Here is a 20879-nt window from a genome sequence, read left to right on the forward strand (position 1 = left end):
AAACAGCCGGGGCGGCATCAGCCGCCCCGGCATCGGGAGTATCGGATTCAGGTCGGGCTAGTTCGTCAGCCTGCGCTTCAGACGATGCCGCGATACCACTTACCTCTGCGTTATCGCTGGAGACGTTCTCCTGCCCCTCGTTGTTGTCCGGGGTGTTCTTGTCGGCGTTACTCATGCCTTTTCCCCGACCACAGCAACTTCTTCGGTAGCAGATGCAGCAGCATCAGCAACTTCGTCCGGGGGGACAGCCAGATCGCCCGCAGGCTTCGGTGCAGCCTTGGCAGCGGTCTTGGCTGCCTTGGTCTTTTCGCCGGACTTGGCAGCAGTCTTGGTGGAAGATTTGGCTTTAGCCTTTTTCTTCGGCTTTTCCTCTTCTTCCGTATCGTCGTCGTCGCCGTACAGGCGCTTGGCAGCGGCCTTCTTGCGCTTCTCGTGTTCCTCCAGCTCGATCTCAGTGTTTATGGTGCGCTGAAAATCAGTGGAAACGCGGCGGAATTCCGCCATGCCCTTGCCCAGCGTGCGGGCAATTTTGGGCAGACTCTTCGGCCCGAGAATAATCAGGGCCACAACAAGAATAACAAGTATTTCTGTAGTACCAATGCCGAACATGCCGTTTTTGCCTGAGATTATGTTAGATTATTCCCACTCAATGGTGCTCGGGGGCTTGGAGGAGATGTCGTACACCACGCGGTTGACACCCTTGACTTCGTTGATGATGCGGCTGGAAATGCGCTCCAGAATTTCGGATGGCATGCGAACCCAGTCCGCCGTCATGGCGTCAACGCTGTCTACGATGCGCAATGCAATGACATGCTCGTACGTACGGTCGTCGCCCATGACCCCGACGGTCTTGAGCGGCAGCAGTACGGCAAATCCCTGCCACACTTTGCGATACCAACCGGAGGCAGTCAACTCGTTCTGCACGATTTTGTCCGCTTTCCTGAGAATTTCCAGACGTTCGTCGGTGATTTCACCGATAACGCGGATGGCAAGGCCAGGTCCGGGGAAGGGGTGACGCCATACGATGGAGTCGGGCATGCCGAGTTCGATGGCAACCTTGCGGACTTCGTCCTTGAAGAGTTCACGCAGGGGTTCGATGAGCTTGAGCTTCATCTTGTCCGGCAGGCCGCCCACGTTGTGGTGGCTCTTGATCACGGCGGAGGGACCCTTGTGGGAGACGGATTCGATCACGTCGGGGTACAGGGTGCCCTGTGCCAGATAGGCCACGTTTTCGATGCGGTGCGCTTCTTCATCGAAGACCTCGATGAATTCGTAGCCGATGATCTTGCGCTTCTTCTCAGGGTCTTCCACGCCGGCGAGCTTGCTAAGGAAGCGTTCGCTGGCGTCCACAACCTTGAGGTTCAGGTCGAAGTGTTCGCGCAGGTAGCTGGAAACTTCTTCCACTTCCTGTGCACGCATCAGGCCGTTGTCCACGAAGATGCAGTGCAGGCGATGACCGATTGCCTTGTTGAGCAGCACGGCAACCACGGTGGAGTCGATGCCGCCGGAAAGGCCGCATACAACGTTGCCCTCGGGGCCGACGGTTTCACGCACGTGCTGGATGACGCTGTCGATGAAGCCGGACATGGTCCAGTCGGGCTTGATCTTGGCAATCTTGAACAGGAAGTTGTTGATAAGATGGGTTCCGTCTTCGGAGTGGTGTACTTCGGGATGGAACTGCAGGGCGTAGATCTTTCTGGCTTCATCCGCCATGGCGGCGATATCCAGCGTCTCGGTGCGGCCGATGACCTCGAATCCGGCGGGCAGGCTCTTAACCTTGTCCCCGTGGGACATCCACACGCGGGAAGGAGAGGAAATGTCCAGCCCTTCGAAGAGCGGGGTTTCCTTCAGCATGGTGAAGTCGGCGGGGCCGTACTCACGGGTTTCGGAGCTGGCCAGAGAGCCCTTGAGGTTGTGGGCCAGAAGCTGCATGCCGTAGCAGATGCCGAGTACCGGAACGCCGAGTTCCAGCAGACCCATGTCGAGGGTGGGGGCATCCTTGTCGCCTACGCTGGAGGGCCCGCCGGAGAGAATGATGGCGGAAGGCTGCATGGCCTTTACATCTTCAGCAGTGACGATGCAGGGGTGGATTTCCGAGTAGACGCCGGCTTCACGCACGCGACGTGCGATAAGCTGGGTGAACTGGGAACCGTAGTCAACTATGATGACTTTGCTTATGGAATCCATGGTGTTCCTCTATGGTACGGTTCTGCGAACCTAGTTTTCCATTTTGTAGTTGGGGGCTTCCTTGGTGATGATAACGTCATGGACGTGGGATTCGCGCAGACCGGCTGCGGAAATCTGTACCATGCGTGCCTTGTGGGTAAGGTCGGCAATGGTGGCCGCACCCACATAGCCCATACCGGAACGGAGGCCGCCGATAAGCTGGTGAATGGTATCGGTAACGGGTCCCTTGTAAGGAACGCGGCCAACGATGCCTTCGGGAACCAGCTTCTTGCTCTTTTCCTGGAAGTAACGGTCGGAGCTGCCGGCCTTCATGGCGTCGATGGAGCCCATGCCGCGATAGTTCTTGTAACGACGGCCCTGATAGAGCACGGTTTCACCGGGGGATTCGTCGGTTCCGGCGAACATTGAGCCCATCATAACGCTGGTGGCGCCTACGGCAATGGCTTTCACCACGTCGCCGGAGTACTTGATGCCGCCGTCGGCGATGATGCACTTGTCCACTTCCTGAGCTGCCTTGTAGGCTTCCTGCACGGCAGTAACCTGCGGAACGCCAACACCGGCTACGATGCGGGTGGTGCAGATGGAGCCGGGTCCGATGCCGACCTTGACGGTGTCTGCACCGGCCTTGAACAGAGCCATGGCGCCGTCGTAGGTGGCGATGTTGCCTGCAACGATCTGGGCGTTGGGGAAGCTGCCGCGAATCATGGCCACTGCGTCGAGAATGTTCTTGGAGTGACCGTGGGCGGAGTCGAGCACCAGGGCATCGGCACCGGCCTTGAGCAGGGCTTCGGCGCGCATTTCGCAGTCCTTGCCTACGCCGAGGGCAGCGGCAACGCGCAGGCGGCCGCTTTCATCCTTGGCGGAGTGGGGGTACTTCACGACCTTGTCGATGTCCTTCATGGTGATGATGCCCTTGAGCACGCGGTCATTATCCACCACCAGCAGTTTTTCAATGCGGTGTTCGTGCAGATGGCGCTTGGCTTCTTCAAGGGTGGTGCCCACGGGAACAGTGACGAGATTCTTGCTGGTCATGACCTCGGACACCTTGGTGGTGTCGGGGGATTCCACGAAACGGACGTCACGGTTGGTGAGAATGCCCACCAGTTCCTTGCCGCGCAGCACGGGCAGGCCGGAAACCTTGTACACGGACATGACTTCCAGAGCCTGTGTGATGGTCAGCTCAGGCTCGATGGTGACAGGGTCAATGATCATGCCGGATTCGGACTTCTTGACCTTCTGCACTTCCAGGCACTGCTGCTCCAGAGGCATGTTTTTGTGCACAACGCCGATGCCGCCGTTGCGGGCCATGGCGATGGCCATTTCCGACTCGGTAACGGTGTCCATTGCTGCGGAGATGAGGGGGATGTTCAGCGGAATGGAGTTGGTAAGCTTGGTGCTGACGTCAACCATGTCCGGAGTGGTTTCAGAGTAACCAGGAAGCAGCAGGACGTCGTCGAACGTCAAAGCCTTGCCTATGATTTCGCTCATCGTGTGGGTCTCCCAAAGTTTGTTGTGGCTATCATTTTCAAGGCCCGAACGAGGGGTGCTCGTTATAAGGTCTTTAGCTGGCGCGTTATCGACCGCCGGTACAGGAAAAGCCTGAAAGGCCCGTCCGGACAATGTTTCCGGTGGTTCCTTTCTGCTTTCTATTACCCTGTCTATGGCGGTGTCTGGATAATGCTGTTATTGGTTTAACAAAAATGTTAAAGTATAATTTACCATAATACTGTGATGGCGGTGGAGATGTCAATATGCAGGATGCGAGAGCTGCACCTGCTAATGCAGTGGCAGCAGCTTGAAGATGAGCGGCAGAAGAGATGAAATTGCATTTCTCAGGCAGCATTCTTCAATTTACGCCACAATCGGTAAACGGGCAATATGGATTCCCCTGATGAGGGCCAACTGCTGAAAGTAACAGGTAAAACTGCATTGTCGCCATGCGTTGGAATAAGGTAACCGTGCTCTGCCGTTGGATCTTTCTGCGAATGTGAGAAGGGGCACCGGCTTGTGCCGATGCCCCTTGTAGGCTGTTGCAATGCGGATTTACTTGTGCTCGCTGGCCAGTTCGGATTGCGCCCGTTGCTTCAGTTCGTCATCCGCCTTGGGATTGACGAGCAGGGCTTCGAAATGGGTCTTGGCCTTTTCCGGCTGTTTCAGGAAATGCTTGTAGATGATGCCGAGATTGTATCGGGCGGAAGGGTCGTCTTCCAGCGAGAGCAGCGTTTCAAACACTTCCACGGCTTCGGCAGGTTTCTCTTCGTTGAAGAGAATGATGCCGTTCATGTACAGCACCTGCGGATCGGAGGGAGCCGCTACCTGTGCCTTCTGCACGAAGAAGGAGGCCCGGCCCCAGTCGTGCTTGCGGATGAAGAAGTCGGTAAGCTGCTTCAGCACATCCACGTTGTTGGGGTCTTCCTTCATCAGCGCCATGAGGTGCGTGAGTTCGTCTGCGCCGCTGTCTGCACCTGCTGCTCCGGAGGGCATGGGGCTGCTGGCTTGCTGCCTGCCGGGTTCCGTAAGGTTGGGATGCGAAGTGCGGTAGGCGAAGGAGGTGGCCAGAATAGCGCACAGGCTGAGGCCGATGAGACCCAGCACAAGCTTTTTGCCGCCGGTAAGGGGCGTGAGAGTGACATTAATTGCCATTGCGGGACTCCGTTCCGGAATCAGCCAGCAGTTCCATCTGCCGGATGCGTTTATCAAGCTGCTTCTGGTTTGCGGCCAGCAGGCCGATATAGGCGCCCAAGCCGAGCCAGATGGCGATATTGGCCATGAGAAGCCAGGTGGAACTTTCCATATACCTCTCCTGAATTATGCCCGGAGGGCGTTACATGTCTTCACAGGTTGCAATGGTATCAAGCCGATCCGTCATGGCGGACTGGCGGGTGCGGACCGCCGTGAGCGCCAGCCAGAACAGGCCGAAGGTCAGCACACAGGCGATGACCGTCAGCTTCATTTCCGGCTCCAATCCCCCTCCCTTCGATGCGAACACTGCCGGGTGGATGGAGCGCCACAGCCGTGCGGAAAGGAATACCAGCGGAACGTCTACGAACGCGGCAATACCGAGAACGGCGCATACCACTGCACGGCGTTCGCGGGAAAGAGCCATGGAGCGCAGGATGAGATAGCCTGCGTAAACAAACCACATGATCAGCGTGGTGGTGAGGCGCGGATCCCACGTCCACCATACGCCCCAGCTGTGCTTGCCCCAGACCATACCGGTCGCGAGGGCAAGGCCGCTGAAGAGCACGCCCACCTCGGCGCATGCACCGGCAAGGTTATCCCAGAACCACGTACGTTTCTTCAGGTACATGATGGAGGCGACGAACACCACGGCGAAGCTGATGAGCGACCACCATGCCAGCGGCAGGTGGAAGTAGAATATTTTCTGCACGATGCCCATGGTCTGTTCGATGGGGGCATAGACGAATATGAGGTACTGACAGACGGCAAAGGCAATTCCGGCCGCCAGGGATGTGAATGATATCCAGTTGTCGCGCATCATGGCCTCGCTGCGAAGAGGGTTGCGGGGAGAAAATGGCAATGCCTGTGCCGCTCTGTGTAAGCAGCTCCCCTATGTTTACGGCAGTCTCGTATCATTCTTCCCCGCTATACACAAAGCCGAAGAGCAGCAGGCCTGTTGCGCCGAAAAGGGCGTCAAAGGCACCGGCAAGGCCCAGCCAGTTGTCCGCGCCTTCGGGGATATCTCCTGAGAACGCGGCGGCTCCGATGCGGATACCCGCCAGCAGAACCGGAATGAGCAAGGGGAAGAGAATGATGGACAGCAGGGATTCCTTGGCTGCCTGCCCCTGCGACAACGCTCCGAGCAGAGAACCGAGCAGGACTACGCCGATGTCCGTGAGCAGCAGGACGGCAAGTCCCGTTGTCCAGTGTTCCGAAATCGTCTGCCCCAGAAAGACGATGGTTGCCGGAATGAACACCAGCTGGGCGCAGAGCAGCAGAATCATGCCCGCCATGGCCTTGCCCAGCCATATGGACTGAACGGGCATGGGAGACAGCAGCAGGCCGAAGCGGGCGCCGTTCTGTTCTTCAAGGCCGAACAGGGTGTTGAAGATGAGCACCTGACAGAAGGCGGAGGCCAGCCAGAAAATGGAAGCAGCCGCCTGAGGTGCCATGACTTCGCCAACCTGTTGCGACAGGCTGAACACGAATATGAGCAACAGACCGAGCAGCAGGGCCTGAATCAGGCCGGTGCCGCGGGCGAGTACGAGACGCAGATCCTTGGCGGCTATGGTGGTGGCGTACTTCAGCATACGCACTCCGGGGTGTAGCCGCTGGCAGGACCGTAATAGTCAACGCGCTTGTCGCGAATGGCGAGCACCTTGTCAGCACGGGCAAGGTCAGAGGCCACGGAATGGCTTATCCACACAAGTCCGGCACCGCGTTCGCGGGCTGCGGCAATCTCGTTATGCAGGATGGACATGGAACGTACGTCAAGCCCTGTTCCCGGCTCGTCCAGCAGGATGAGCGAGGGATTCAGCAGAAACACACGGGCAAGGTTCAGACGCTGCGCCATGCCCCGCGAGAACGTGCCTGCCCGTTCAAAGGCAAAGCGTTTGAGTTCCACGCGGTCCAGCGCCTCCAGCAGATCCTGTTCCTCGATTTTGAGATCGTGGATGGAGGACCAGAAGGCCAGATTCTCCATGGCGGAGAGGTCGGGATAGATAAAGGTCTGGTGACCTACATATCCCACGCCCGCGTCACCTGCGTTGCATTCCACAGTTCCCGCGCTGGGGCGGGCCAGACCTGCCATGATCTTGAGCAGGGTGGATTTGCCCGCACCGTTGGGACCGGCAAGGATGGTGACCGTTCCGGCTTCCACCGTACAGGTCACATCCTTGATGATAAGCTTGGTGCCGTAGAACTTGGCAACCTTGTCCAATCTACAGAGCATCTTCTTCCCTGCGTTTCAGGTTGCGGTAGCTGGTCAGGCCCAGCAGCGGGAAAAGACACATGAGGGTGCCGCCGATCCATACCCAGTTGACCAGCGGGTTCACGCTGAGCTTCAGGGTTGCGGCTTCCTGCTCGTCTGCGCCGAGCAGAGTGCCGTAGAGTTCATTGCCGAGAGAGGGAACGGTTGCCGCTTCGGAGAAGGCGCTGCGCTGGAACTTGTGGTACAGGCGGCGCTGCGGCTGCATGATGCCCACGAACTTGCCATCTCTGGTTACTTCCAGATCCGCCTGAATGAAGATGTAGGCGCGTTCGCTGCCCTGATGCAATTGTTTGTAGGTGAAGGTGTAGTCGCCTACCTGCATGCTTTCACCGGGCTTGATTTCGCCTTCGGCTTCAACTTTGTAGGGGCCGGAAATGGCAACACCGAGGATGGTCAGTGCCAGACCCACGTGCACGCCGTAAGCTGCGATGGAGCGCATGTTCTTGCGCATGGCGGGCTCGGTTGCGAAAAGCAGGATGATGCCTGCAAGACCGGCCAGTGCGGTGGCACCACCGGCAACAGCCATGGGCAGGGTGAAGCCCTGGGTGTAGAGGATGCCTGCGGAGACGGCAAAGGCGACGCCCACGATACCGGCCTTTTTCATGTCACGGATGCCGCCCTTCCAGCCAAGCCACGGGCAGACCATGAGCAGTGCAGAAAGAATGACAAAGAGGGGCAGACAGACGCGGTTGTAGAATGCGGGTTCCAGACCTACAGGATTTTCACTCCAGAACTTGGAGAATACGGGCCACATGGTGGCGATGAGAATGATGATGCCCAGCGTCATCAGCACCCAAGCGGCAATGACGAGGAAGCCTTCGCGGCTTGCGATGTCGGAGAGCGGGCGGGAGTCGGGGTGACGATACTGGATGGCGACCAGCAGGCTGATGAAGGTGAACAGGATGATGAAGGCGAGCAGGGGGGTGCCCACGCCGCCGTCACCGAATGCATGCAGGGAATCTACCACGCCGCTGCGTACCAGATAGGTGGCGAAGAAGGCCGAAATGCTGGTCAGTGCAATAAGGAAGATGTTGATGCGATGCAGCTTGTTCCTGCGGGTTTCGATAACGGAGGTGTGCAGGAAGGCGGATGCGACGAGCCAGGGAATGAGCGAGGCGTTTTCAACTGGGTCCCATGCCCAGTAGCCGCCCCAGCCGAGTTCCATGTAGGACCACCAGCCGCCGAGAATGATGCCGGCAGTAAGGGTGAGCCATGCGATAAGAATGAAATTGCGGGTAATATCGGTCCACGAACCTTCCTGCTTGTAGGTGCCGTTCAGAGCCTGTGCAAGGGCAAGGCAGCCGGGGATGGTGAAGCCACCGTATCCGAGGAAGAGCAGGGGCGGGTGGAAGATCATGCCGGGGTTCTGCAGCAGCGGGTTCAGGCCGTTGCCGTCGGCAGGAGCGGGATCAACCATCTTGAAAGGGTTGCTCCATGCGGTGAGCAGCAGCAGGAAGAAGGCCATGACGGCGAGGAAAATGAGCCAGAACCAGAGCTTGGTGCCCTCGGAAAGGGACTGGTAGGAGTCGGAGCAGAGGAAGAAGACGCCGAAGATGGCCACAGACCATGCCCAGAAGAGCAGCGAACCTGCCTGCCCTGCCCAGAAGGCGGTCATGCGGTAGAAGGTGGCGAGATCAAGGCTGGTGTAGCTGGCAACATACACGTTGGTAAAGTCGTAGTTTACCAGAGCCCACAGCAGGATGAAGCTGCTGACGGTCATCAGGGCCGTAACCATGATGTGCGCTTTTTCCATCCAGGGCAGGATCAGGGTGCGGCCCTGCCAGATCTGCATGACGGCGACAATGCTGAAGCCGACGGAAAACATGAGTGACGCCACGAGCAAGAGATACGCGAGAAGGTGCATGATACTCCTTCAGCCGGATTCCGGCACAGGGATTGAGTATGATTGCGGGACCGTGTCAGCTGATGAGACGCCCCAAGGCTATTACTGGCGATTTTCCTTCTGGTATTTGGAAGGACATTTCGTCATGAGAGTTTTGGCGGCAAAGACTTTGCCGGTAGCATCAAGGCCACCTTCGACAATGACTTCAACACCGGGCTTGAAGGTGTCCGGTACGGCTCCGCGATAAGCTATGCGCATTTCAAGGCTATTGTTGTCCTTGTCCTCGATAAGGAAGGAAACGCCGGGACCGTCATTGAATTCCTCAATGCCTTCTGCCTTTACCGTGCCGAAAAGACGAACTGAATGGAGCTTTTCCGCCGGCATGGACAGTGCTTCAGACACGTTCAGGAAGTATACGCTGTTTTCGGAGAAGCCGGAAAACAACAGGTAACCTACACCGCCAAGAAAGAGCAGCAGTGCGGCAAGGTAGACGCTTTTACCATTCTTTTTCGCCACAGGGCCTCCTGAATATTGTACCAACAGCAAAGGTAAATAGGGAGTTGTTGGTAGTGATTCCTGATAGGGTTACGCTTCTTCTTCAGTCCGCGTCAACCACTGCAAGCGGGTGTACCGTATACCCTGCTGCTTTTCCAAGTAAAAATATTATACATACATGGGCAAAACCCAAGGGCAGTTTGCTGAAATGATTGGGAAATGAAGATCGAGAGGGGCTGCCTAAACGCCGGATTTGGTCAACTGGCTGCGCTTGCGGCGTGCCAGCTGGCGCAGGTCTTCCACCCGGTCGGTTTCATCAACGATTTCCTTGCCCAGAATTTCTTCCAGAACATCTTCCAGACTGACGACGCCTGAAAGACCGCCGTATTCGTCAAGGACGACGAAAAGGTGCATCCGGAGTTCAAGAAAACTGAGGAGCAGCTTGTCCAGCGTGACTGATTCCAGCACAAAATGGACGGGACGCATGATTTCCGAGAGCTTGGTCTCATCACGGTCGGCGGCGATCTCTTCCAGAATGGCGCGGCGCAGAACGATGCCGACCATGTCTTCGTTATGTTCGTCGTACACGGGGATGCGGCTGTAGTGCCAGAAATCACCCTGCTCGCGCGCCTGCTGCACAGTCAGGTCAGCGGACAGCGAAAAGGTGACGGTCCGTGGTGTCATGATGTCTTCTACGCGCTTCTGGTCCAGCGACAGGATGTTGCGGATGGACGTCTCTTCATACGGCTTGATGGAACCGGAACGGCGGGAAAGGCTGACCACGGCGCGGATGTCGTCTTCCGTGGTGTGCGGGCCGCGCTTTTCCGGCGTGAGCAGTCGGGTGAGAGCTGCGCCGACGACGATGACGGGCTTGAGGCACCAGACAAGCACAGTCAGCGGGCGGGCGATGACCGGGGCGAGCGGGCGGGCATAGGAGACGCCCAGCGTTTTAGGAATGACTTCGGAAAGCACCAGAATGGCGACGGTGAAGCCCGCTGCAAAGACTGCCATGTATTGCGGGCCGAAAACATCGGCGAAGGCGGCCCCGGCTACGGCGGCCCCGGCTGTGTTGGCAACGGTGTTCAGCGTGAGCACGGCCGTGATGGGTTCTTCAATGTGCTGCCGCAGTTTGAAGAGGATTTCGCCGGAGCGCCTGCCTTCGTTCCGGAGTCGTTCTATGTAGCTCCACGGTATGGAATAGAGTACGGCCTCGGTGACAGAGCAGGATGCGGAAATGAAAATGGCGAAGGTAACTGCAAGAATGAGTTCTAACATTGGGTATCCTTCCGCCGGATGTGGCGGATCGGGTATAATTTGTGTGTTACGTAATCCAGCTATTGTATAAAGGCTGAAGCCGGAAAAGCAAGGGGTTATGGGGGGCTTGGCTGGACGGTGATCCCTGTCCGTTGCAAGGTCGTCTTGCCAAAACGCCGTACGCGTGACAAAAAACGCGCAGCTTGCAACCGTTTTGTCTGGCTGAGATGACCGCTGGCGCACCATTCTGCGACAGGCGCGTCCTGACGGCCGGTGGCACGGCGTGCAGGCAGCCAACCATTCAGGAGACACGATGCCCCGTATTCGCAATATCCTTCTGGACCGTGACGGCACGGTCATTCTCGATAAGCACTATCAGCACGATCCGGATGAACTGGAGTTTGAGAACGGTGCGGTGGAAGGCCTTGGCCTGCTGGCTGCCGAAGGCATGCGCTTTTTTGTTCTTACAAACCAGTCCGGCATAGGTCGCGGGTATTTTTCCGAAGAGGCAATGAATGCCTGTATTGCAAGGCTTGATTCCATGCTCGCCGGACACGGTGTAGTGGTGACGGAAACCGTCTTCTGCCCCCATGCGCCCGATGATACATGCAACTGCCGCAAGCCGGCTCTGGGAATGTGGGAAGTGCTGCGCGAAAAATACGGATTGCTGCCGGAAGAAAGCGTCATGATCGGCGACAAGGTTGCCGATGTGGAGCTCGGACTCAGGGCCGGGCTTGCAGCGTCCATTCTCGTTTTGACGGGCAAGGGTGAGAAGCACGCCCGGAAACTCTCGTTGCCGGATTTTGATTTTTCATCACAGTCGCTCTGGATGGAGACTGCCCGTACGGAAGGTGGCTGGCCGCAGTGTGTGGCCCGTGATCTGGTCGGGGCGGCACAGTGGATACTTGAATCCCTGCACGAAGGAGAGGCGTAATGAGCCGTATCGGTATCTGGAACACAGCCTTTCTTGGCGATGCAGTGCTGACGCTGCCTTTGATCCGTACGGTGAAGGCTGCCTATCCTGATGTGGAAATCGATTTTTACGTCCGCAAGGGGCTGCGTTCCCTGTTTACGGGACAGCCTGAGCTTGCAGAGGTGTACGAATACGACAAGCGTGGCAAGCAGAATGGGTTGCTTGCTGCTGCGTCCATGGGCCGTGAACTGGCATCCCGCAACTACTCGCTGTGGATTTCCGCCCATACGAGTCTGCGTAGCGGGATTATTGCCCGCTGGACCAGTGCACGCATGCGCATAGGGTACAATCGGCCCCTCTTCAATCAATGGTTTTACACGCATACCGTGGACAGACGCTTCCGCGAACTTGAGGAGGTGGAACGTCTGCTGCAGCTCGTGAAGCCGCTTGGCATAGAACATCTGGAGGACTGGCCCGAACTGGTGCTTCCGTCTGATGCCCGTGAGGCTGCCGACCGTTTTTGGAACGAGCATATTTCGGCTCCCGTACTTGGCGTACATCCCGGTTCCGTATGGGGAACCAAACGCTGGCCCGCGTCTTCTTATGCCGAGATTGTCCGGCGCGGAGTGGAGGCCGGAGCGCAGGTGCTCGTGTTTGCCGGTCCCGGCGAGGAGCATATGGCCCGTGAAGTGCTGGACGCCTGCGGCGTTGTCGATTCCGGCAAGGTCGTGGATCTTTCCGCCAAGCTTTCGCTGCCGCAGCTTGCCGCCTATCTGGGTAAGTTGAACTGCTATGTGACCAACGACTCCGGTCCCATGCATCTGGCATGGGCGCAGCGTACGCCGGTGACGGCCATTTTCGGTCCTACCGTTCAGGCTTTGGGATTCTACCCGCGCGGTAAGGATTCCACCGTGCTGGAGGCGGATGTGGCCTGTCGTCCCTGTGGTCTTCACGGACCGCAGGAATGCCCGAAGGGACATTTCGAATGCATGCGGCAGGTAACGCCGGATATGGTTTGGAATGATGTGGAGCGAAAGCTGTTCCGGTAACCGGCAGGCCTCATGGCCTGTTCTTGCGAATACAGTAAGGGCGTGGTGCAAATGCACCGCGCCCTTTTTTCATGCAGTGTACCGGGATGTGAGGGGGAGCTAGTCGCTGTCCTCGTGTTTGTGGTCCACATTGCCGCCGTCGTGAATGTGCACGTGCACATGCGGAACATGTTCCGTTTCCTGAATCGTGCCCTTGTGCAGGGAAACGAAACGGGAGCAGGTGCGTTCCAGAAAGTCCCAGTCATGAGAGATGATGCAGCGGGTTACGGAAAGCTGGTTCAAATGTTCGATGAGCCGTTCCCGTGTGTCCGGATCAAGGTCATTGGTGGGTTCGTCGAGCAGCAATACCTTGGGGCGCATGGCCAGCACAGAGGCGAGGGCTACCATTTTCTTTTCACCGCCGGAAAGTCTGTGGGTAATGCGATCTTCAAATCCGTTCATGCCCAGAGTCCGCAAGGTCTCAGAGGCGCGTTCCCGGGCTTCATCCGGCTTCATGCCCAGGTTGAGCGGCCCGAAGGCAACGTCCTCAATGACGGTGGGAGAAAAGAGCTGGTCGTCTGACTGCTGGAAGAGATAGCCCACTTCGCGTCGGAGCAGGCGAAAATCCGCTTCCGTCGAAATCGTTTTGCCGTTGTACCAGATGCTGCCATGCGTCAGGGGAATGAGGCCCATCATGGCGTGCAGCAAGGTTGTCTTGCCGCTGCCATTGTGCCCTATGAGGGCCATGCGGTCGCTTTCGAACAGGGTGAGCGTAGCATGATTGAGAGCCGGTTTTGCCGAGCCGGGATAGGTGTAAGATATGCTTTCCGCCCGCAGCAGCGGCAGGCCGGTTTCGGTCTCGGTGTGGCGGTGTTTGCAGTCCGGAGTATGTGTCATAGCGTTCCCGTGAGTGAGTCGAAGCGCAAAAAGAGGTCGTAGCCGAAGCAGATGAGCGCGGGGAGCGTTATCAGCAATGCCGTTGTCATATCGGCCAGCCCGAGTCGCGGGGTATGCAGCGTGTGGAAAGAGCCCGTGAAGCCGCGCAGACGCATGGCATTGTTCACCCGTTCGGCTCTGTCCCAGCTGCGCACCAGAACCATGGCGGCAAGGTTTGCGTAGGTCCTGTATGTGTGCATGTTCGTGGAGGGGGTGAATCCTCTGATCTTGGCTGCCGTGCTGAGGCGATCATACTCCTGTGCGATGACATGGATGTAACGCCATGTGAACAGGAACAGGAGTGCCAGCTTGTCAGGCACACGCAAGGCTGCCAGAGCGGAGCCGGTGGCCGTGATGGTGGATGTGCCGATGAGCGAGATGAAAATCAAAATGATGGCATTGGATTTCAGCGTGATGAGGGCGGCGAGTTGTATTCCCTCTATCGAGGCTGTGAAGGGGCCGACCTGCGCCAGAGGTGCTCCGGGAGTGGAAAACGGGAGGAACAGCCAGAGCAGGCCGATGAACAGATTCACAAGAGCCATACGGCGGAGCAGGGGGCGTATGGGCAGGCTGGCCAGAGCCAGTATAAGCAACGCAATGACGAATGCGGCTGCAGCACTTTCGATATGCTGCATCAGGGCCAAAGGAATGGTTGTGCTGACCGCTGCGAGTACTTTGCAGCGGGGATCAAGCCGGTGCATCGGGCTGCTACCCGAGGAAAATGGTTCCTCTAGCATCCGGTTGTCCTGTGCATGGGGCGATCAGTGTGCTTCATCCGGTTCATGCGTCCTGTCCGTTGGTTAGCGCGCGGGTGCTTCTGCCGGTTCGGCGGCAGTATCAAGCGTATTGGGGGCGCTGGAGGGCGCAGGCGTCGAGAAGACCAGAACTTCGGGGCGCACTTTGGCAAGGAAGGATACCACGGAAGCGGTGACAATACCTTCAATGAGCATGACAGGCAGGCTGGAAAGAATGAGCACCTGTGATACATGGAAGAACGCATCGCCGGAGAGGGCGAGAGAGCCTGCAGTGAGAATGGCCGAAAGGCCGACGGCAAAGGCTCCGCAGGCAAAAGCCGCAATGGAGCGGTTGGCCGTGGAGCGGATAAGCATCGGGCGGAAAATATAGAAACAGAGCACAGGGGGCAGAGCCATGTTGAAGGTGTTTACCCCCAATGTGGTAAGCCCGCCGAACTGGAATAGAATGGCCTGCAGGGCCAGCGCTACCAGAATGGCGGGAAAGGCAGCCCAGCCGAGAATGACTCCGAGCAGGCCGTTCAGTACGAGATGGGTTGCCGAGGGACCGACAGGGACATGGATAAGGGAGGCGACAAAGAAGGCGGCGGACAGAATGGCGACCGTGACGAGATTGTCGTAGTCCATTTTCTTCAGACCGATGGCGGTTCCTGCTGCCGTCAGGCAGCCCGCACCGGCCAGCACCATCGGGGTGAGAACTCCTTCTGAAATGTGCATGTGGCATCTCCCTTGGTTCTGTCGAAATGACTGTGCTGAAACCCGATAACTGCGTTCCGGCATACCATTTACTGTTCTTTGTCGTCAACGTGCTACAAAAATAAAAAATGTGTGATCGCTCAATATTATCCGTAGTTGCGTTGGGGGAGAAGGGATTACTGCGGGTTGGGCGGCTTGGTTTTGTCATTATTCTATGAGGGCAAAATGAAAAAGGCCTCCGGCAGATGCCGGAGGCCTTGATGTTCTTAGTGCTCGTTCTTCTTCTAGAAGAAGAGGAAGGTGACGAGGACGAAGCAGGGAACCAGAATGGAACCGGACCAAGCCATGTAGCCGAAGAAGCTGGGCATCTTGACGCCCTGGTCTTCTGCGATGGAGCGGACCATGAAGTTGGGTGCGTTACCGATGTAGGTGTTGGCACCCATGAACACGGCACCGGCGGAGATGGCGAGCAGAGTCTGGCTCATGTCGTTCATCAGGTGCATTGCGTCACCACCGGCAGTGTTGAAGAACACGAGGTAGGTGGGGGCGTTGTCCAGGAAGGAGGACAGCAGGCCGGTCAGCCAGAAGTACATGACGTTAACGGGCTGGCCGTCGTGGGAAACCATGTTGATGACGCTGGACAGGGCACCATGTTCACCGGCCTTCAGAATGGCGATGGCCGGAATCATGGAGATGAAGATGCCGGAGAAAAGCTTGGCAACTTCGATGATGGGGAACCAGTTGAAGTCGTTCTTGCGGCGGCTCTCAGGGTCGGTCAGCTTCAGGGACAGGCCAGCGATGACGAGCAGCAGTACGTCGCGGACGATGTTCTGCAGGTCAACCGGCACGTGGTAAATGATGAAGCTTACGTGCGGGTGCCACATGCCGGAGAGCAGAACGGCACCAACAACGCCGCCGAGGAGGAGCAGGTTGATCTTGCCTTCCATACCCAGCTTTTCGCCGGTGCCGGCTGCTTCACCCTTGGGCATGGGCTTGCCTTCCTTGCCGAAGAGATAGGTATCCATGGCAAAGAACACAGCCAGCAGGATGGCTGCAACAAAGAGCATGGGGGGCAGCATGTGCACGGTGGTCCAGAAGAAGGAAACGCCCTTCAAGAAGCCGAGGAACAGCGGCGGGTCGCCCAGAGGCGTCAGCGAGCCGCCCACGTTGGCTACCAGGAAGATGAAGAATACAACGGAGTGTACCTTGTACTTGCGGTGAGCATTGGCGCGCAGCAGGGGACGGATGAGCAGCATGGCTGCACCGGTGGTTCCCATCCAGCTTGCCAGAATGGTACCGACGAGCAGGATGCCGGTGTTCAGTACGGGAGTACCCACAAGGCTGCCGGTGAGGCGGACGCCGCCGGCAACGGTGAACAGGGCAAACAGCAGAATGATGAACGGAATATACTCAAGGAAGAGAGTATGCAGCGTTTCATACAGCGCCAGTTCAAACCCGAACTGGAAGGTGAAGGGGACAAGGAACGCCAGTCCCCAGAATGCGGCAACTTTGCCGAAGTGGTGATGCCAGAAATGCGGTGCCGCCAGCGGGAAAACCGCGATGGAAAGCAGCATGCAGGCAAAGGGAATTACCCAGATTCCGGACAGCAGTGCGCCGTCCAGATGGGGGCCGCCATGTCCGCCTTCGCTGGCAAATGCGAGTGCGGGCAGCATGATGGCAGTCAGCGAAGCAGCGATGACAGCCAAAGATTTGATAGAACGCCAATTAAACACCGTCTCAGCCTCCTTATTGTCGCGGTGAACGTCCATACTCGAGTGCACGATATTGTCCTTGCAGCAGCGTACCTGTCGGGAGAACCCCTCCTCACCGATCAACGCTGTACGTCCTGTCTTCATGTAGAAACCGGGGCGTAACGCGATGGAAAACCCAGTGCAATTGCAATGAAAAACTCCACAAGACCACAGACCTTCTACCGAGTACACACCGTCTTTTCAATAGACGCTCAGGGGAAAATTTAATAAAACCCGTAACAAAAGACTAAAACAATGCAAATTCAGATGGTTAGTTTTCTGTAAAAGCTTATTGTGAAAAATGGTGCAAATCGTTTGTGTGAACAGTTGTCGGATTGTGCACCCAACCAGCAAGGGTGACAAATGCAGGAAACATCTGTAAAGCATGGTTTGCAAACGTGAGCAAAACATCAACACACTTTAGATGTAACAGTGGTGCAACAGAATGGTACGTGAAAGAACAACACACAGACTGGAGAAACTGAAGCGGGTGCTCTCACTCAGGCAGAAGGACCTGACTCTGGTTCTCGCCAATATTCATGACCCGCATAATGTGTCTGCAATATACAGAAGTTGTGATGCATTCGGGGTGCCCAAGGTGCACCTCTATTATACAGATACGGCTTTTCCCACGCTCGGTGCAAGCTCTTCGGCCTCTGCCCGCAAATGGGTGGATACGGTGCGCCACAAGGATAAGGAAAGCCTGATGGCTGCCATGCGCGCGGAAGGCATGCAGGTGCTGGCCACCAGCTGCACCCCCAACGCCAAGCCCCTGCAGGACTATGACCTTTCACGTCCCACGGCCGTGATCATGGGCAATGAGCACAGGGGCGTGGATACCGAACTGGTCGATCTTGTGGACGGCGAAGTCTACATCCCCATGTACGGCATGATTCAGAGCTTCAACGTTTCCGTTGCGGCTGCCGTCATCCTTTCCGAGGCTGCCCGCCAACGCAAGTTGGCAGGAAAATATGATTCTCCGACCTATACGGAAGAAGAATACGAGGCCATTCTGGCCAAGTGGATCGAAAAGTAGCAGCACTTCACTTTCGTGCTGCGGCACATAAAAGAAGGGTCATATCTCGTTGAAGATATGACCCTTCTTTTCGTTTGGTTGAGTTTGTTACAAAACGCCCAAGTCTCTCAGCCAGTCTTCGTACAACTGCTGCAAGTCGCTTTCTCCGGCCTTGCGGGCCCAGTTGGCGAGCCCCGCAGCCTTCTTGATCAGCGGGCCGGGGTCTTCGAGCAATTCGTTTACGTGATCGGCTTTTTCTATGGCTTGCTGGGCAAGGGGAATATTGCCGGCTTTGGCTGCCGTTGCGGCCAGCTGCTTGTAGTAGGGCAGCATGGGGAAGAAATAGGTTTGGAGCAGGCGCACGCCGCATGCTTCCGTAAACTGGCCGTTGTCTTCCAATATGCCTGCAAGCAGATTGTAGCCTGTGTGCCAGAGCGGTTCCTTTTGCAGCATGTCCCAGCAGGCCGCAGGGCTGAATTGCTGCGTCATGGTCAAGGTCAGCTCCTCTTCTTTCGCTGAAGGGAGGGTCAGATAGGATTCCAGCCATGGGGTCAGTGCCATCTCGTACCCGTCACGTCTGGCGAAACGGTGGATGTCCGGTCCGAAGCACCCCTTGCAGCGTTCGTTGAGCAGGGCGGCATTGTCGTTGTCGTCGTCGCCGCGTCCGGGGGTCTGGCTCTCCAGATGGTACACGCGGCTTTGCGTGATTACCGCGAGGCGTTTGCCTGCCTCTCGTATGCGGCAGCACAGTTCAAGATCCTCGGAACCGTTCCGGTAACCGGTGAAGAAGGCTCCGCATTGGAAGAACAGCTCCTTCTCAAGCATGATGGCCGCGCCGGTAATGGCCTGCAGGGTGCGTTTGCCGTGTACAGCGGGATGGTTGGCAGGGAAGTTCGCATACAGGTGTTCGGTGCGTAGCGAAGGGGTGAAGGTGATGCCGCAGTGCTGTACCCGGTTGGTATCTGGATACAGGAGCAGCGGGCCCACTGCACCGAGCCGGGGATCATCCTGCATGGCCTTCATGAGTGGCGGCAGCCAGTTGTCCGTCAGCAGGGTGTCGTTGTTCAGGAAAAGAAGGTGTCTGCCTTGTGCTGCCTTCGCTCCGGCATTGCAGGCGGGGCCGAATCCGGTGTTGGTGTCAAAGCGCAGATGCGTGAAACGGTCGCCGAAGAGCTGCCGCCCCAGCGGGGCAAGCGCTGTAGCCGTGTCGTCCTCTGAATGGTTGTCCGCCACGATCACTTCAAAGTAGTTGCCGGAAGTGTGCGCCTTCAGGCTGTTCAGGCAGGCTTCGGTCAGGTCCCAGCGGTTCCAGACGGGAATGATAATGGAAACGAGAATGGATGCAGGCATATGACTCATGCACCAGCACGGTTGTGCAGGCGTGTGGTTTTGCGTTTGAGGTCGTCCAGAACAAGCGTGCGGGTGGTGTCCCGCAGTTGGGCGATGCTTTTTTCGCCGTGAATGTGTTCCAGTTTGATCTTGTTGCCGAAAATATGGCCGTTCTTGGCAGGTGTGTTGGCCTGCCGCAGGCTGGAATGCTGCATGTGTCTGATGCGCAGCGAACCGTTGTAGACGCTCGGGAATCCGGCCAGACAGGAACGCATGTCGCGCTCCAGATCGTCGAACTGGCTGGGAGAGAAGCGTACATCGAACGCGCCGCAGGCGTCCACGGATCGCATGTTGATCATGTGGCAGCAGCCGGAAACATGCATGCACGGTCTGGTGAACGCGGTCAAGGAGCTGTCGTGCTCTCCGGCGGCGTTGGCATACACGAAAGTATGTTCCATAAGGTCTTCGAAACTCCGCTGCCCCATTTCTTGCGGCAGGAGGTGGAAGTCCGCGCATTGTATGGCGTGGGGGGCTATGTGGTCCGTGATGGTGCACCCTACGGCTCCTGCCTCCGGATGGGCGAGGGCCGTGCCCCACAATTCATGGAGCCAGTTCTTCGGCAGGATGATGTCGTCATCCAGAAAAACGGTCCATGGTCGTTCTTTGACTTCCGGCAGCGAAAGTAGCCAGTTGCGGGCGGCTGGCGCTCCCACGTTTACGGGCAGCGTAATCCGTTTGAAGAGAGCGGGATTCCACTGGTCGGCCATGGCGTCCAGCATGGCGGCGGTGTCGTCCGTTGAACCGTTGTCCAGCAGAATGACGGGCGCGTCTCCGGTGTCTGAGTCGCGTAGGCTGATCAGCGTTTGCCTTAGCTCATCCGCCTTGTTCCATGAATACAGCACGATTGCGGGAGCTTCGTTCCCTTTGGGCAATCCGGTCTGCGGCAGCGGCGTCATGGCATCATGGAGCAGCAGGGTCAGGTTGGGGTGAAAACCGATGGTCTTCCACAGATCGCTGAAGAGCGAGGTGGCGGACTCAGCCTCGCCGAGAAGGCGCAGCAGGGCCGCCGTCTGTCTCGTGTGCCACAGGGCGAATCCCGGATGTTTGACTTCCTGCAGGATGGGCAACGCTTCTTCGGCGCTGAGGGCATGCAGAGCCCACTGGGCATGAAGGCGGCTATGGAGTGAGCCGCGTTCCGGGATCGATTGGGGCAGTGTGTCGAGTATTCTCAGGGCAAGATCGAAATGTCCGCCTGCAAGGGCTCGGTCCAGCCCCGCGGCTATCCAGTACAGGCTGTGCTCACCTGTGGTTTCCGGGGCAGGCAGGGTTTGTAAAATGTCGTCTTCGGTGTGTGCGGCGTGCCAGTCGGCATATTGCGGCGCAGACAGATCAGGGGCGGTTGCCAGCGTAAGCCAGTCCGCCACCGGAAGACCGGCAGCACAGCCGGAAATTGCGTCCATGTCTGCGGCAAGGCGCAGCAGGCGGGCATCAAGGGGATGGTCCTGCAGGGCCCATACGGTCATTTCAAGGGCAAACTGTCCGCAGAGTTTTTGTGTATCCTCTGGTCGTCCGGCCACGTTTTGGGCGGAAGCCTGCAGGGCAAGCGTGATGTGCCGCCACTGGTGCTCAAGGCCGAGTGCCCCGTATTCGAGGGTAGGCACGGCGCCGCAGAGGGCGTCTATCTGGTCGGCGGAGAAGGCCTGACTCATTATACCGTCCTGTAACTATT

20 protein-coding genes are annotated in these 20879 nt (G+C 57.5%); 3 read left to right on the forward strand and 17 right to left on the reverse strand.

Annotated elements, in window-relative coordinates; all coding sequences use genetic code 11:
- Positions 1–171: 171 nt before the first annotated feature.
- The 11 genes from tatB to N1030_RS02820 form a co-directional block, all read right to left on the reverse strand.
- Positions 172–609: a Sec-independent protein translocase protein TatB gene (gene tatB / locus N1030_RS02770; RefSeq protein WP_265827518.1), complete on the reverse strand. Its 438-nt coding sequence runs from the start codon at positions 607–609 to the stop codon at positions 172–174.
- A gap of 27 nt (positions 610–636) precedes the next feature.
- Positions 637–2187, reverse strand: coding sequence for a glutamine-hydrolyzing GMP synthase (guaA, locus tag N1030_RS02775; protein ID WP_265827519.1), 1551 nt, complete (start codon positions 2185–2187; stop codon positions 637–639).
- Between the two features lie 30 nt (positions 2188–2217).
- Entirely contained in the window at positions 2218–3675 is a 1458-nt protein-coding gene (guaB, locus tag N1030_RS02780; protein WP_265827520.1) for an IMP dehydrogenase, read from the reverse strand.
- A gap of 555 nt (positions 3676–4230) precedes the next feature.
- Positions 4231–4830 carry a tetratricopeptide repeat protein gene (locus tag N1030_RS02785; RefSeq protein ID WP_265827522.1) on the reverse strand — a complete coding sequence of 200 codons (600 nt, stop codon included), beginning with the start codon at positions 4828–4830 and terminating at the stop codon, positions 4231–4233.
- Complete coding sequence (locus N1030_RS02790; protein ID WP_265827523.1) at positions 4820–4981, reverse strand: CcmD family protein; 162 nt, start codon at positions 4979–4981, stop codon at positions 4820–4822. Before N1030_RS02790 ends, N1030_RS02785 begins: the two co-directional genes overlap by 11 nt.
- Positions 4982–5011: 30 nt before the next feature.
- On the reverse strand, positions 5012–5686 hold the full coding sequence (locus tag N1030_RS02795) for a cytochrome c biogenesis protein (RefSeq protein ID WP_265829002.1): 675 nt from the start codon (positions 5684–5686) through the stop codon (positions 5012–5014).
- A 94-nt stretch (positions 5687–5780) separates the two neighbouring features.
- Positions 5781–6458, reverse strand: a complete 678-nt coding sequence (locus N1030_RS02800; RefSeq protein ID WP_265827524.1) for a heme exporter protein CcmB — start codon at positions 6456–6458, stop codon at positions 5781–5783.
- Entirely contained in the window at positions 6452–7099 is a 648-nt protein-coding gene (locus N1030_RS02805; RefSeq protein WP_265827526.1) for an ABC transporter ATP-binding protein, read from the reverse strand. Before N1030_RS02805 ends, N1030_RS02800 begins: the two co-directional genes overlap by 7 nt.
- Entirely contained in the window at positions 7089–9002 is a 1914-nt protein-coding gene (locus N1030_RS02810) for a heme lyase CcmF/NrfE family subunit (protein WP_265827527.1), read from the reverse strand. The genes N1030_RS02805 and N1030_RS02810 overlap by 11 nt, the downstream gene beginning before the upstream one ends.
- Positions 9003–9083: 81 nt before the next feature.
- Complete coding sequence (locus tag N1030_RS02815; RefSeq protein ID WP_265827528.1) at positions 9084–9497, reverse strand: cytochrome c maturation protein CcmE; 414 nt, start codon at positions 9495–9497, stop codon at positions 9084–9086.
- Between the two features lie 219 nt (positions 9498–9716).
- Positions 9717–10751 (reverse strand): CNNM domain-containing protein, encoded by a 1035-nt coding sequence (locus tag N1030_RS02820; RefSeq protein WP_265827529.1) that lies wholly within the window; start codon positions 10749–10751, stop codon positions 9717–9719.
- A gap of 292 nt (positions 10752–11043) precedes the next feature.
- Between N1030_RS02820 and N1030_RS02825 the strand changes: the two genes are divergently transcribed.
- Both N1030_RS02825 and N1030_RS02830 read left to right on the forward strand, forming a co-directional pair.
- Positions 11044–11664 (forward strand): D-glycero-alpha-D-manno-heptose-1,7-bisphosphate 7-phosphatase, encoded by a 621-nt coding sequence (locus N1030_RS02825; protein WP_265827531.1) that lies wholly within the window; start codon positions 11044–11046, stop codon positions 11662–11664.
- The gene (locus N1030_RS02830; RefSeq protein WP_265827533.1) at positions 11664–12692 is read left to right on the forward strand and encodes a glycosyltransferase family 9 protein; all 1029 of its coding nucleotides are present in this window, start codon (positions 11664–11666) and stop codon (positions 12690–12692) included. The genes N1030_RS02825 and N1030_RS02830 overlap by 1 nt, the downstream gene beginning before the upstream one ends.
- 99 nt (positions 12693–12791) lie before the next feature.
- Here N1030_RS02830 and N1030_RS02835 read toward each other — a convergent pair whose 3' ends face one another.
- From N1030_RS02835 to N1030_RS02850, 4 genes are all read right to left on the reverse strand, one after another.
- On the reverse strand, positions 12792–13568 hold the full coding sequence (locus N1030_RS02835) for an energy-coupling factor ABC transporter ATP-binding protein (RefSeq protein WP_265827535.1): 777 nt from the start codon (positions 13566–13568) through the stop codon (positions 12792–12794).
- Positions 13565–14344, reverse strand: coding sequence for a cobalt ECF transporter T component CbiQ (gene cbiQ, locus N1030_RS02840; RefSeq protein WP_265827537.1), 780 nt, complete (start codon positions 14342–14344; stop codon positions 13565–13567). The genes N1030_RS02835 and cbiQ overlap by 4 nt, the downstream gene beginning before the upstream one ends.
- Positions 14345–14407: 63 nt before the next feature.
- Positions 14408–15076 (reverse strand): cobalt transporter CbiM, encoded by a 669-nt coding sequence (cbiM, locus tag N1030_RS02845; protein WP_265827538.1) that lies wholly within the window; start codon positions 15074–15076, stop codon positions 14408–14410.
- A 263-nt stretch (positions 15077–15339) separates the two neighbouring features.
- Entirely contained in the window at positions 15340–16728 is a 1389-nt protein-coding gene (locus N1030_RS02850) for a sodium:proton antiporter (RefSeq protein ID WP_265829003.1), read from the reverse strand.
- Positions 16729–17251: 523 nt separating this feature from the next.
- Between N1030_RS02850 and N1030_RS02855 the strand changes: the two genes are divergently transcribed.
- On the forward strand, positions 17252–17842 hold the full coding sequence (locus tag N1030_RS02855) for a TrmH family RNA methyltransferase (protein WP_265827540.1): 591 nt from the start codon (positions 17252–17254) through the stop codon (positions 17840–17842).
- Between the two features lie 87 nt (positions 17843–17929).
- On the opposite strand, the gene N1030_RS02860 is transcribed toward N1030_RS02855, so the two are convergent.
- Positions 17930–19171 (reverse strand): glycosyltransferase family 2 protein, encoded by a 1242-nt coding sequence (locus tag N1030_RS02860; RefSeq protein WP_265827541.1) that lies wholly within the window; start codon positions 19169–19171, stop codon positions 17930–17932.
- A gap of 5 nt (positions 19172–19176) precedes the next feature.
- A complete protein-coding gene (locus tag N1030_RS02865) occupies positions 19177–20859 on the reverse strand; it encodes a glycosyltransferase family A protein (RefSeq protein WP_265827543.1) in 1683 nt (560 codons plus the stop codon).
- Positions 20860–20879: the final 20 nt, after the last annotated feature.

The sequence above is a fragment of the Desulfovibrio mangrovi genome (assembly GCF_026230175.1).
In the GTDB taxonomy this organism is placed as follows: Bacteria; Desulfobacterota; Desulfovibrionia; order Desulfovibrionales; family Desulfovibrionaceae; genus Halodesulfovibrio; species Halodesulfovibrio mangrovi.